The following is a 13,003-nucleotide window of genomic DNA, read 5'->3' on the forward strand; positions in this document are numbered from 1 at the left end:
CTCTTAAAAAATGAACGAGAAAATAAAAACTAAAAAAAGAAGACTCATGACTCCCGATATGCTGGAAACCCAGCAGCCATGAGCCTTACGACTAATCAACGCGATTAACTAACATCCCGTTGAACAGTATCCTGATAACGCACGCGCTCAGGGTGCGCGTAAATATTGAGGCGACCTTCACGGCAATAGCCGCATAACGTCACATTAAGACGTTCCGCCAATTCGACCGCCATCGAGGTGGGGCCGGAGAGCGCGAGCAAAATTTCAAAGCCGCACGCGGCCACTTTTTGCACCATTTCAAAGCTGGCACGACTGGTGACCAATACTGCCCCGCCTTTGACTTGCTGGCGGCTCGCCCAGCCAAGCAATTTATCCAGCGCAATATGGCGGCCGACATCTTCAAACAGCGCTTGCACCTCGCCCTGCTCGTCCAAATAAGCGGCGGCGTGCGTGGTACCTGTGAGTTGATTCAAACGTTGGTGCTGCTCCAGCGACGCGAGCGAATGATCGAGAAAGTCAAAGCAAAACTGCGCGGTGGTAGGCAGTGGCATCAGACAACGCGCCACCTGACTGAGTTGTTCCGTGCCGCAGATCCCGCATCCGGTCACACCGGCCATTGAACGGCGACGCGCTTTCAAGCGGGCAACGCAGCGATTGGCTAATTCAATCGATACCGTGCAGCCTTGCGCGTTGTGGGTTACGTCAATGTCGTGCACATCGCGGGGATGGTCGATGATGCCTTCGCTGAGCGAGAACCCCAGCGCGAAAGCTTCTAAATCTCGTGGCGTGCCCATCATGACGGTGTAAGCGATGCCGTTATATTCCAAGGCAATCGGCGTCTCTTCGATCAAAATGTCATCTTGGCTCCACTGTCCGCGAGTGCGCTGACATTTGATGATGCTGCGTGTTGTCACTTCGGGATGACAGACCGTCTGTTGTTCTTCGTACACCGTTGATACCTTTGTTTATTGTCTGTCGAGCGAACCATCCGCAATCCAAGCGGCTTAGCGTTCGACAAGATAATCCTTACTGCTAATCTCCATTTTTTGCATGCGTGACAACAGCGTTGTCCGTTTCAATCCCAGTTTCACGGCCGCGCCTCTTGGCCCAGCCACAATGCCATTGCTCTCTTTCAACGCCTGAATGATCGCCTCGCGAGAAATCGTGTCCTCGCTGGTGTTGGCACAGCTCGCGTTGGCAGCCAGCGCAGGTGCAGGGCTCGACACGGGTTGTCCCATGCCAACCAGTTCATGCACAGGCACATTCAGCACTTCGCCACGCGTTAAAATCACCGCGCGCTCGATGAAGTTTTTCAACTGACGCACATTGCCCGGCCAAGCATATTCCGTCATGCAGCGCATGGATTCTTGGCTGATGGCACGAATGTTTTTGCCCATCTTTTTCGAAATTAGACGCGCAAAATGTTTCACCAGCAGCGGAATGTCTTCAGCCCGTTCGCGCAGCGGCGGCAATCGAATCGGGAAGATATTCATGCGGTAATACAGATCGCTACGAAACTGCTTCTCTTCCACTCGCGCGAGTAAATCGACATTGGTGGCCACCACCAAACGCACATCCACGTGAATCAACTGGTTGTGGCCCACGCGTTCGATCTCATGTTCTTGCAACACCCGCAGCAGCTTGGGTTGCAGTTCCAGCGACAAATCGCCAATTTCATCCAAAAACAGCGTGCTTTGGTCGGCCAATTCAAAACGGCCCACGCGATTTTTGATTGCGCCCGTAAACGCGCCGCGTTCATGACCAAACAGCTCACTTTCAAACAAACCATCTGGGATCGCCGCACAGTTCATTTTGATCATTTGGCGATTACAACGGCGGCTCATTTTGTGAATCGCTTGGGCAATCAGCTCTTTACCGGTGCCGGTTTCCCCTTCGATCAACACGGTACTGTCACAGCTCGCGACCATCGCAACCTGATCCAATACTTGGCTCATCACTTCACTTTGGCTGATGATGTCGTCAAAGATTTGGTAATGCTCGTACGTTTCATCGATAAGGATGTCGGTGCTTTTGGGCAGCGACTGCGCACTGTGCTGGCTTTCACGCAAACTGTGCATGCTGAGCGCCACGCGCGCCGCGATCTGTTGCAGCAGCGCAACATCGATCTCTTGCAACTGCGAGGCATCGCGCAGCATATAAGCAATTTTGCCCACCAATTCCCGACGGAAAATCAACGGGACTAAAATTAAACATTCAATATCATTCTCAATATTGAAATCGCTATGTTCCGCGCGCAATTGATCGAGATCATTGCCCGTAACAATCATGGTCTCTGGATAATAAATATCCAGGACACTTCCAGAAATATCATTAAAGAAAAAACACTGCGTTTGAATATCATTCCCAACAATTCGTCCATCCCGCTGAATACAGCGACCGTTGTCCATATCAATAATCGACAACTCTTTGATTTTAAAATAAGGATGTAAACAGTTGAGTAATGATGTTAATAGATTTTCTTTACTGCTCTGACTAATAACGGCATTGGTGACATCTACCAGAATATGGTAATTGTCTCTTTCATCACTAATATGTCGTGTTAACGTATTTGCATGTTGATGATCCAACACATGCGTAATAAACGACACCAACATACTGTTAAATAAATTAAATTGATTTTCTCCCCCATCCAATTGGTCAAATTTGGGGTTAATCAGCTCAATCGCACCGAGGTGTTTGTCCAAGGTATCCAGCGGGATCTTATAGTAACTACGCACGTTCTGGTAAGCCGGATGCTGTGCCAGCTTCGGATGTGAGTAGTAAAAATCGACGCCGTCAAGTTGATACACCTGTTCTTCGTAACGTTGATGATAATTATCAATATTATGATGAAATATCACATCGCTTTGGATTTGCTGATTTGCATCAAGAAAATAAACGATCGCTTCACCCAATCGCTCATCATTTAGAATGATATTGATTCTCTCGACGTGTAAAAATTCACACTCTTCGCTGTGAAGAAATGTGAGCAGATCAGACATCCCATGAATTAGCAGCATCGCTTTGGAAAATGCGGTTAATTCTTTCGCTGTTTTATTCATAATAATAACAATAAATTATAGCCCTTCGTATTTGTCATCATTATAAACGCATACGAAGAGCTATTGATTACCGAATTAAGCAAACTCAACTTGCGACTTTAATCGCGCTTTCATGTTGCTATATTCAGTTTGTACATAATTTTCAGCCCACGGTTGATCGTCAATTTTCTCAACTTTCACGGCGCAATATTTAAATTCCGGCGTGCTTGAGATTGGATCCACGTGTTCAATCGTCAGCTCGTTACAGGCACCAATCCACCATTGGTAGGTCATGTACACCACACCTTTGTTGGTTCGTTCACTACAACTTGCACGAGAAATGACTTTACCGCGGCGCGATGAAATCCAAACAAGTTGTTGATCTTTAATGCCAAGTTTCTCTGCATCGGCTGGGTTCATCTGAACATATCCAGGTTCATCTGCCAAAGCAGACAAGGCTGAACAGTTACCGGTCATTGAACGGCACGAGTAGTGGCCCACTTCACGCACGGTAGACAGCACCAATGGGTACTCTTCATCCGGTTGTTCCAGTGGCGCACGCCAGTCGGCTGCAATGAACTTCGCTTTGCCTGATGGTGTCGAGAACTTATTGCCTTCAAACAAGAACGAGGTCCCTGGGTGATCTTCAGTTGGACAAGGCCATTGTACTGATTTCAGATCCGCCATTTTCTCGTAGGTTGCACCCGCGTAAAGCGGTGCCAATGAACGCAACTCATCCCAAATTTCTTGGGTGTTGTTGTAGTGCATTGGGTAACCCATGCGTGTTGCCAACAGGCTGAAGATTTCCCAGTCCGGTTTCACGCCTTCTGGCGGAGTGACGGCTTTGTAGAAACGTTGGAAACCACGGTCAGCACTGGAGTACACGCCTTCATGTTCGCCCCAACTGGTCGCTGGGAAGACCACGTCGGCCATTTCAACCGTTTTGGTCATGAAGATGTCTTGTGCAATCACCAGTTCCATCTTGCGCAGCGTATTACGCATCGCGTTCAAGTCCGCTTCTGTCTGCGCTGGGTCTTCACCAAAGATGTAGAAAGCTTTACATTCGCCGTCTGCCACTTTGTGACCAACTTCAGTCAGGCGGTAACCTGGTTTAGGTGACAATGACACGCCCCACGCTTTTTCAAATTTCGCGCGAATAGCATCATCGGTCACGTCTTGGTAACCCGGATATTGGTGAGGCAACATCCCTAAGTCACAAGTACCTTGTACGTTGTTCTGACCACGAACTGGACCACAACCCACACCACGACGACCCCAGTTACCGGTTAAGGTAGCCAGACCTGCCAAGCCGCGAACCACGTCAACCGCTTGACCATATTGGGTCACGCCCATGCCCCAAAGGATCATGGCTTCTGGCGCTGCTGCATAAGTGCGAGCCGCTAAACGAATCGATGCTGCGTCAAGGCCAGTAATCGTTTCCACGGTTTCTGGTGCGTAGTTCTTCACGATGTCGTAGAACGCATCAAACCCTTCGGTGTACTGCTCAACAAAGGCTTTGTCGTACAGGTTTTCTTCGATGATGGTATAAGCCAGTGCGTTCACCAGCGCCATGTTCGAACCGTTGTTCAGTGGCAACCACTGATCCGCAATACGCGCAGATTCAATCTTACGCGGATCACACACGATGACTTTGGCACCATTCGCACGTGCTTTGATAATATGTCTTGCTACAACTGGGTGAGAATCCGCTGCGTTGTAACCGAAAATGAGCAAACATTTTGTTTCTTGAATTTCGGGAATGGCATTGCTCATTGCACCATTACCTACTGTTGACTCCAGACCGGAGACTGATGGCGCGTGTCACACCCTAGCGCAGTGATCGACGTTGTTGGTCCCAATGACCGCACGTGCCAGTTTTTGCATCACAAAGTTCGCTTCGTTACCTGGGCCACGAGCCGAACCGGTTGTCATAATGGCGTCTGGGCCATATTTGCTTTTGATTTCCATCAGCTTTTCAGCGGCGAAATCTAACGCTTCATCCCAAGAGACGGCTTCCAATTTCGCGTCTTTTGTACGACGGATCATTGGTTTTTTAAGACGAGGAGTCAGCAAGTTAGTATCGTTTAGGAAATCCCAACCATAATAACCTTTCAGGCACAGTTGACCTTCGTTGGTCCGACCGTCGGCCGGTTCTGCACCCACTACTTTGTTGTTCTCAACAAGTAGCTTTAGTTTGCACCCCGTACCGCAGTACGGACAAACTACAATGGATTTTTTCATAGTTACCTTCTTCACTATTTCAAGAAATCAGACAGTGACAATCGCGATACGGCTGGCAGCCGCTTCACGTTTGCTCTGACTGGTTTGATGAATTTCCTCTGGTTCAATCAGAGAAATCGCACCTGTTGGGCAAACTTCCATACACGCAGGGCCGTTGGTACGGTGAGAACATAAATCACACTTAATCGCTTGTGATTTAGGCACTTTTCGTGCGAACAAAGCACTACGTGACGTGTCTTCAATCATGGTTGTCACGACATTCATTGCGCCGTAAGGGCAAGCAATGGCGCAGGTTTTACAGCCAATACACCGTGATTGAATCACTTTAATGTAACCGTCCTCGTGGACAATCGCGTTGTTAGGACACACTTGAGCACACGGTGCATCGTCGCATTGACGACACATCACCGGCGTGGTGACGTGAGCATTTTTAATGACCTCTAATCGAGGTAGAAAACTCTCACGATCTTGCAGTGTCCCGATACCTTCATCTTGATGTGAAATCGCGCAAGCCACTTCACACGTGCGACAGCCAATACATTTATTAGCGTCAGCAAAGACAAATCGATTCATGGGATATCCTTCTGTGTCGATAGAACCGAGTCAACCACTCGGCTCCTTATAAGCACAAGGTGTGCCAATATTGAAATATCAACAAAAATAATTTTAACTCATTGATTTTGAATCATTAAAAATCCAAAACTCGTGAGAAAATATCGAATCATTCCCGGAGTGAAGCTGAGTGCGCAATGGCATCGACACAAGTGTCGATGATTTTCGGCACAAGTGTCGACACTCAGCAAAATCTCGGGTTAACAGCTCTCGTAACCGCCGTGGCCTTCCCATTCAGGAAGGCGGCGATGCAGCTCGGTCACAGCCTCGGTGACCATCTCGGTCATCGGGAACGAAAACGCCACAATCGCTGGCTGAATGCCGACAAATGTGACTTCCGGAACGAACGTTTTTAGCTCATCAATCAGGAAATTGAGCGGTAAGCTGTGCGTAGACACCATGAACATGTCTGCGATGGTATCGGACTCGATAATGCGCACTTCCCCCGCCTTTTCGCCAAAGTCAGCGGCATCCACAACCAACACGCGTCGCGGCTGAATTTTGCGGATCAGATGCAAACTATCTTCCGGCATGGTGCCGCCTTCGATCACGCTCCATCCGACCGGATGATCACGACACAGTTGCGCCAGCAGCGGACCTGCGCCGTCATCGCCCATCATGTTGTTGCCAACCGTTAACAGTAAATCTTGGCTCATGCCCCACCCCGAATCATCAAGTACATGGTCGGCTCGTTGTAGATCGCGTTCAAAATGGCGATCATACCTTTCGTCAACTGTTGGCTTTTTTCTGATTGCGTGGTGCTATCGATGCGATCCAGCGCCAGGGCTAGCATGTGAATGTGCTCTGGGAATACCGTGATCTCACCAAACATCAGAAAACCTTTCAGCTTGCGATAGGCTTCGCTGTGTTCATCAAGGCCGGAAATCCAAGCCAGGTACTCGTGACCTGAGCACTGCATTTCAGACTTCAGACAATCGACAATGCCGAGGTGGTGGCCGATGGTCAGGCTGTAATACATGATCTGCTTCGCTTCTTCGGGCACATCGTATTTGTTGTCGACAAATTTACGGCTCAAGCGGTAGAAGTAGACCTGCCCTTCCAAATGGCGTGATTCACTGACAGCCATGGCAAGCCCCTTTCGGTTGATCGCCACCGGTGATTTGACGCATCACCGAACGCATCACGCTGTTCACGATGTCGCTCAGGCGTGGGTCGTCGCGCTCACTCAAGTAGCGGATAACGTTGCTGTCCACGGTATCACTTGTACTGTTCGCCAGTACAACCAGCAGTTCGTTGGCGATGCGTTTACCTTGGCGGTAACCCGCCAGCAGACGGGTTTCACGTTCCACCATCACGCGGATATCCATCGGAATACCGGTATGGCGCAATGTGGCCGGCGTGGATTCAACATCATGTTGTTTGGCATGCATTTTTTGTTCAAGCAGGCCGAGTGCGACTGCAAAGCCGTATAATGTCGCAGCGGGTGTTGGTGGGCAGCCCGGAATGTAAACATCCACCGGAACGATTTTGTCGGTACCACCCCAGACACAATACAAGTCGTGGAAAATACCGCCGTCGCAACCGCACGCGCCGTAAGAGACTACGATTTTTGGATCCGGCGCCGCTTCATACGCACGCAGCGCTGGCGCGCGCATGGCACGGGTGACCGCACCCGTGAACAGCAGAATGTCGGCATGGCGTGGTGATGCGACCACTTTGATCCCAAATCGTTCTGTATCGTAAACCGGCGTTGTGGCGGCGAAGATTTCGATTTCGCACGCGTTGCAACCGCCGCAGTCGACGCGGTAAACGTAAGCAGAGCGTTTGATTTGCTTGATCAGCGCCTGTTTCAGTTTCTCATGCTGTGGAGAGACTTCGACCGGCACGGCGGTGGTGTGTTGTTCACCAGACAGTTGCTTGATACCTTTCACATCTCCTCCGACGTCATCAGGATTAAATCATTAGGACTGGTCATAAAACGGTGGGTCGCCAAGTTGGTGCCATCGAGCATGTTGTCTGCGCGGCGACATGCCGGACAGGTTTCCAGCTGGCGGCGACGTGTGGCGAGCGCTTCACCGCTCAAGCCCGCTTGTTCCAGTGAATCCACCACGTAGTTGAGCAGTTTTTTCGCCACAAACGGACGCTGGCAGCAGGTGCAGTTGGCCAATTCGAATTCTGCACTTTCGTACAAATCTTCTTTTTTGGTCACGGCCAATTCAAACGCTTTGGAGAGTTCAATCGCGTGGGTTGGGCACACCTCTTCGCAGCGACCGCAGTAAATACAGCGCGCCAGTGAGAGTTCCCAACGACGCGTACCGTTCTGTTCATCCGTTTCCATGATCAAGGCATTGGCCGGACAAGCGCGTGTACACGCACCGCACGAAATGCATTGGCTCGCATTCAACTCCGGTTTACCGCGAAAATCCTCGGCAACCTCAAACGGCGCAAACGGGTATTTCGCCGTCACGTCACCAGTTTTGAGAATGGTTTTGAGTAGTTTAATCATGACAGCCTCACAGTCCTTTCAGCGGTGAGTTTTTACGGCTCACGCTGTATTGTTCGATGGCTTTGTAGGACACGGTTTGGCTACGTTTTTTCTTGGTGTCCACGATGGTCACGCGGTCAGTACAAGAGTAACAAGGGTCCAAACTACCGATGATGAGCGGCGCATCAGCCACGGTATTGCCACGCAGCATGTAACGCAGGGTTGGCCAGTTGGCGTAAGTGGCCGCGCGGCAACGCCAGCGGAACAGTTTTTGGTTGTCGCCCGTCATACTCCAGTGCACGTTTTCACCCCGTGGCGCTTCGGTAAAGCCCAGGGCAAATTTGTGCGGTGTGTATTCGAAATCTTCGGTCAAAATGGCGCCTGCTGGCAGGTTATCCAAACCGTATTCAATAATGTTAAGAGAATCCAACACTTCGCGGATACGTACGATGACGCGAGATTGCACGTCGCCGTTGCCCATGTGTTGCAGTTCAATCGGCACGTTCGCATATGCTTCTAGCGATTGACCATGCACCACACGCACATCACGCTCAAAACCGCTACCGCGGATCAGCGGGCCAACCGGACTGAAGTCGCGCGCGATGTCTTTTGCCAACACACCCACGCCGACCAAACGGCTGTCGATGTTGGGTGTAGAAAGCAGCACTTCCACCAACTCTTGGAAGGAGTGACGTACTTCACGCACCATCGCGATGCCTTTCTCACGTTGCGCTTTCAAGAAATCGCGACGCACACCCCCAATCAGGTTCATGCCGTAAGTTTTACGAGCACCGGTCAGCAGCTCAGCCAGTTCCATGGTTTTTTCACGCACGCGGAAAAATTGCATGAAGCCGGAGTCAAAGCCCACAAAGTGGCTCGACAAACCAATGTTAAGCAAGTGACTGTGCAGACGTTCCACTTCAAGCAAAATGGTACGAATCATTTTCGCACGCAGTGGTACTTGGACATTGAGTGAGTTCTCAACGGTGTTGGCGTAACCCACGCTGTGGGTGAAACCACAAATGCCGCACACGCGGTCGGCCAAAAAGCCCACTTCGTGATAGCCCATGCGTGTTTCTGCCAATTTTTCCATGCCACGGTGTACGTAGAACATGCGGTAATCGGCATCCACGATATCTTCACCATCTACGAACAGACGGAAGTGGCCCGGTTCATCGGAGGTGATGTGCATAGGGCCGACAGGCACGATGCGGTTGGAATCGTCACCACGTTCGTTGATGAACGGGTACGTTTCTGTGTCCGTGGTCGGTTGTGGACGTTGGCGATAATCCATCGCATCTTTACGCAATGGGTGCAGATTTTCTGGCCAGTCATCCGGTAGGATTAAACGGCGTTCGTCAGGCAGGCCCACAGGGCGCAGACCAAACATGTCGCGAATTTCGCGCTCGCCCCAAACCGCTGCGGGAATGGTTGGCGTGATAGAGATGAACTCTTGGCTGTTGGCATCCACCAGCACTTTGACGGTGATCCAGCATTTTTCAACGCCTTCCATCGACAAGGCGTGGTACACCGCGAAGTGACCGTTGATGCTGCGTTCGTCGTTACCAAACGACACCGTCAGCCAGCCGCCTTGATCGTAGTAAAGCCATTGCATCACTTCGACCAGCGAGGTCATTTTCACGGTGATGGTGACTTGGGTGTTGGTCTGCCACTCTTCTTCAAGGATGGCACTCGGGAATTTTTGAACCAACCCCGCCAGATAGTGTTTGCCTGTTTTTGCTAAGGCATCGTTTTGTGTATTCATTGTCATCATCTGTTACCAACCAAAAATAAAAAAGACCAACGCGAGCACAGTGCCGCCAATCATGGGGAACACCGTGCGATGCATGTTGAGAAAGCGAATACGCGCCATGCAGTTTTCAACGATGCCAGCCAACAAGAACACGACGAACAGTTTCACCAACAGGCACAACGCGGCGCTGCCCAGCTCTGCGCCGCTCAAATTCGCTGCGCGGCCCCAAGGAATGAAAATGGCCAAAAAGAGCTGTGCCACAACCAGTTGTTTCAAGCCCAAGCCGAGTTTCACCATCGCCAGACCCGCACCGGAATACTCTGTTGCTGGGCCTTCTTGCAGCTCTTGTTCTGCTTCGGCGCTGTCAAACGGCAGTTTGCCCATTTCAACGAACACAGCAAAAGCACACGCAATGCCTGCAAACAAGTAAGTCACCGGACGCACCCACTCGCCGCTTTGCACGGTGTGGCTGATCACGCCAAGGTCAGTTGACCCCGCGCCCAGCGCCATGATGAAAATCGCGAGGATAAAGATAGGTTCAATCAAGATACCCAGCGTCAACTCGCGGCTGCTGCCCATACCGGCAAACATGCTGTTCGAATCAATTCCCGACAAGGAGAAGAAGAAACGGCCAATCGCTAACAGGTAGATGTCGGTGATCAAATCGCCCGACACCGGAAATGGCGACATGTTGGTGAAAGTTGGTAGCGACATGCTGATCAGCAGCAAGCTGGTCAGCAGCACCCAAGGCATCATCCAAAACACAAAGCTGGCATTGGCTGGTGCCACCGATTGGCGGCGCAACAACTTACCGATATCGCGGTAATCCTGCAGAATGCCAGGACCACGGCGAGAGTGAATTCTGGCTCGAATGACACGAGAAAAACCGGTCGCCAGCGGTGCCAGACATAACATCAGCAACGCTTGGAATACCGCAAAGATCACCCAGTTTAAGCTGGGCATTTCTAGTGAATACATTTACATAACTCCAGAAATCAACGGGAAAAAGATCGTGCAAAGCACCACAAGGCCAATCCAGAACGCCATGGTTCTGCGGTAAGCCCAACGCGAGATTTCTTGCCCCGCAGCCGGTTGAGACAGTAAGAAGCGCTCTGTCCACGTGCGGTGAGGTCGAGATTGATAGATATAGCGGAACATGTGACGCATCGGCTGGGTGATCCCACCAGCAGACACTGTCATTTTTTGCTCATACTGGTAGCCGCACGCCCAAGGGTCGCCTTGGTGACGGTTCGCTAAACGTTGACGTTTGTGGAAGGCCAGAATCGCCATGGGTACTAACAGCAGCAGAGCCAGTGCACACAAGATGAGTGGCGTCGATAGCAGCGCCTGCATGTTGCTGGCAGGGAACAACGACATGCCTTGTGCCACAGTGACCGCGCCAGTTTGCAGCGTTGCGCTGGCAATATCGGCGATGTACGGTGCAATCCATGGTGATGCAATGCCCAGCACCACACACAGCACAGACAAACCGATCGTCGCATTCACCATCGCGTTGCCCACTTCAGTGGCGTTTTCCGCGGCATCAGATTTCGCCGCGCCACCAAAACAGATGCCGTACACTTTGACAAAACACATGCACGCCAGCGCGCCGGTCAAAGCCAGCATCACCGCGCCAAATGGGCCAAAGACAAGGTGCGCAACACTGCCGGTTTGGCTGATAGAAAACAGCGATTGGTAAATAAACCATTCACTCACAAAGCCGTTCAGCGGTGGCAGCGCAGAAATCGCCATGCTACCAATCAAGAAAGTCAGCGCAGTTTTTGGCATACGTTTCGCCAAACCGCCCATTTTTTCCATGTCTTTGGTGTGTAGGCGGTAAACCAGCGAGCCGGAACCCAAACACAACAACCCTTTAAACACAGCGTGGTTGAGCAAGTGATACAACGCGCCCAGCAAACCCAGTACTGCAATCACCATGTGATCGGTCGCGATGCCCATCATGCTCACGCCCACACCCATCAAGATGATCCCGATGTTTTCCACTGAGTGGTAAGCCAGCAGTTGCTTGATGTTGTGTTCTGCCAGCGCAAACATGACGCCCAGCACAGACGACAGCGCACCGAAAATCAGCACCACCAAACCCCACCACCATTGGGTCGCACCAAGAAACACAATGGCGACTTTCAGCAAACCGTATACGCCCAGTTTCACCATCACACACGACATCAAGGTCGCACAGTGTGACGGCGCCAATGGGTACGCTCTCGGCAGCCATTCGTGGAAGAAAATACCGGCAGACTTAATGCCAAAACCAATCAGCGCCAATACAAAGGTCAGCGACGCCAATTCACCTTGCGGCGGGGTCGCAATCCAATCACTGAACATCAGGCTGTTGGCGTGATAGGCCAAAATCGCAAAGGTAGCGACGATAAACACGTTCGCCACATGGTCCATCACCAAGTAATGTAAACCTGCTTTACGGTGTGCAGCGGTGTTTCCTTGAATCACCAAAGCAAACGAGCTGAGTGAGATGATTTCCACAATGATTAAGAACGCGATCGCCTGATTGGCTGCCACTAACGCAGTCATCGCACCAGCGAACAGGTTAAATAAAACCGTAATGGAACGGGCGCCCTTGCCCAGGTACTCATCAAGATAATTCATCGCGTATCCCGCAGCGGCAATCGCAACAATCGCAATCACCAACAGCAACAACGCGGATAATTTATCCAGCACAAACACATCGTAAAACAAGCTAAATTGCAGCGTATATCCAATCGGATGAACGATCACAGCCACAGCAGAAATCAGGCTCAAAATGCCCGCAAACATACTGATCACGCTGGATAAACGCAGGTTTTCCCACTCATGATGACGAGAGAACATGGCCACAAACGCCGCAGCGAGATAACCACACAGGGATAACGCGGTAAGCACAAGAGGATTCAT

Annotated in this window: 11 protein-coding genes; all 11 read right to left on the reverse strand. The window is 50.9% G+C overall.

What is annotated here, in order from left to right; genetic code table 11:
- Positions 1 to 104 precede the first annotated feature (104 nt).
- On the reverse strand, positions 105 to 950 hold the full coding sequence (gene fdhD, locus VFA_RS07530) for a formate dehydrogenase accessory sulfurtransferase FdhD (protein WP_004726121.1): 846 nt from the start codon (positions 948 to 950) through the stop codon (positions 105 to 107).
- A 54-nt stretch (positions 951 to 1,004) separates the two neighbouring features.
- A complete protein-coding gene (locus tag VFA_RS07535) occupies positions 1,005 to 3,062 on the reverse strand; it encodes a sigma 54-interacting transcriptional regulator (RefSeq protein ID WP_004726122.1) in 2,058 nt (685 codons plus the stop codon).
- Between the two features lie 75 nt (positions 3,063 to 3,137).
- Entirely contained in the window at positions 3,138 to 5,282 is a 2,145-nt protein-coding gene (gene fdhF / locus VFA_RS07540) for a formate dehydrogenase subunit alpha (RefSeq protein ID WP_081454197.1), read from the reverse strand.
- Between the two features lie 27 nt (positions 5,283 to 5,309).
- Positions 5,310 to 5,855 (reverse strand): 4Fe-4S dicluster domain-containing protein, encoded by a 546-nt coding sequence (locus VFA_RS07550; protein ID WP_004726123.1) that lies wholly within the window; start codon positions 5,853 to 5,855, stop codon positions 5,310 to 5,312.
- Between the two features lie 239 nt (positions 5,856 to 6,094).
- Positions 6,095 to 6,550, reverse strand: a complete 456-nt coding sequence (gene hycI, locus VFA_RS07555) for a hydrogenase maturation peptidase HycI (RefSeq protein ID WP_004726124.1) — start codon at positions 6,548 to 6,550, stop codon at positions 6,095 to 6,097.
- Complete coding sequence (locus VFA_RS07560) at positions 6,547 to 6,981, reverse strand: formate hydrogenlyase maturation HycH family protein (RefSeq protein WP_004726125.1); 435 nt, start codon at positions 6,979 to 6,981, stop codon at positions 6,547 to 6,549. The genes hycI and VFA_RS07560 overlap by 4 nt, the downstream gene beginning before the upstream one ends.
- Complete coding sequence (locus tag VFA_RS07565) at positions 6,968 to 7,741, reverse strand: NADH-quinone oxidoreductase subunit B family protein (RefSeq protein ID WP_370447170.1); 774 nt, start codon at positions 7,739 to 7,741, stop codon at positions 6,968 to 6,970. Before VFA_RS07565 ends, VFA_RS07560 begins: the two co-directional genes overlap by 14 nt.
- 41 nt (positions 7,742 to 7,782) lie before the next feature.
- The gene (locus VFA_RS07570; protein WP_004726127.1) at positions 7,783 to 8,361 is read right to left on the reverse strand and encodes a formate hydrogenlyase complex iron-sulfur subunit; all 579 of its coding nucleotides are present in this window, start codon (positions 8,359 to 8,361) and stop codon (positions 7,783 to 7,785) included.
- Positions 8,362 to 8,368: 7 nt separating this feature from the next.
- Positions 8,369 to 10,114, reverse strand: a complete 1,746-nt coding sequence (locus tag VFA_RS07575) for a hydrogenase large subunit (protein WP_004726128.1) — start codon at positions 10,112 to 10,114, stop codon at positions 8,369 to 8,371.
- Positions 10,115 to 10,117: 3 nt separating this feature from the next.
- On the reverse strand, positions 10,118 to 11,071 hold the full coding sequence (locus tag VFA_RS07580; protein WP_004726129.1) for a respiratory chain complex I subunit 1 family protein: 954 nt from the start codon (positions 11,069 to 11,071) through the stop codon (positions 10,118 to 10,120).
- Positions 11,072 to 13,003: a proton-conducting transporter transmembrane domain-containing protein gene (locus VFA_RS07585; protein WP_004726130.1), complete on the reverse strand. Its 1,932-nt coding sequence runs from the start codon at positions 13,001 to 13,003 to the stop codon at positions 11,072 to 11,074.

Source organism: Vibrio furnissii CIP 102972, from assembly GCF_000176175.1.
GTDB lineage: Bacteria > Pseudomonadota > Gammaproteobacteria > Enterobacterales > Vibrionaceae > Vibrio > Vibrio furnissii.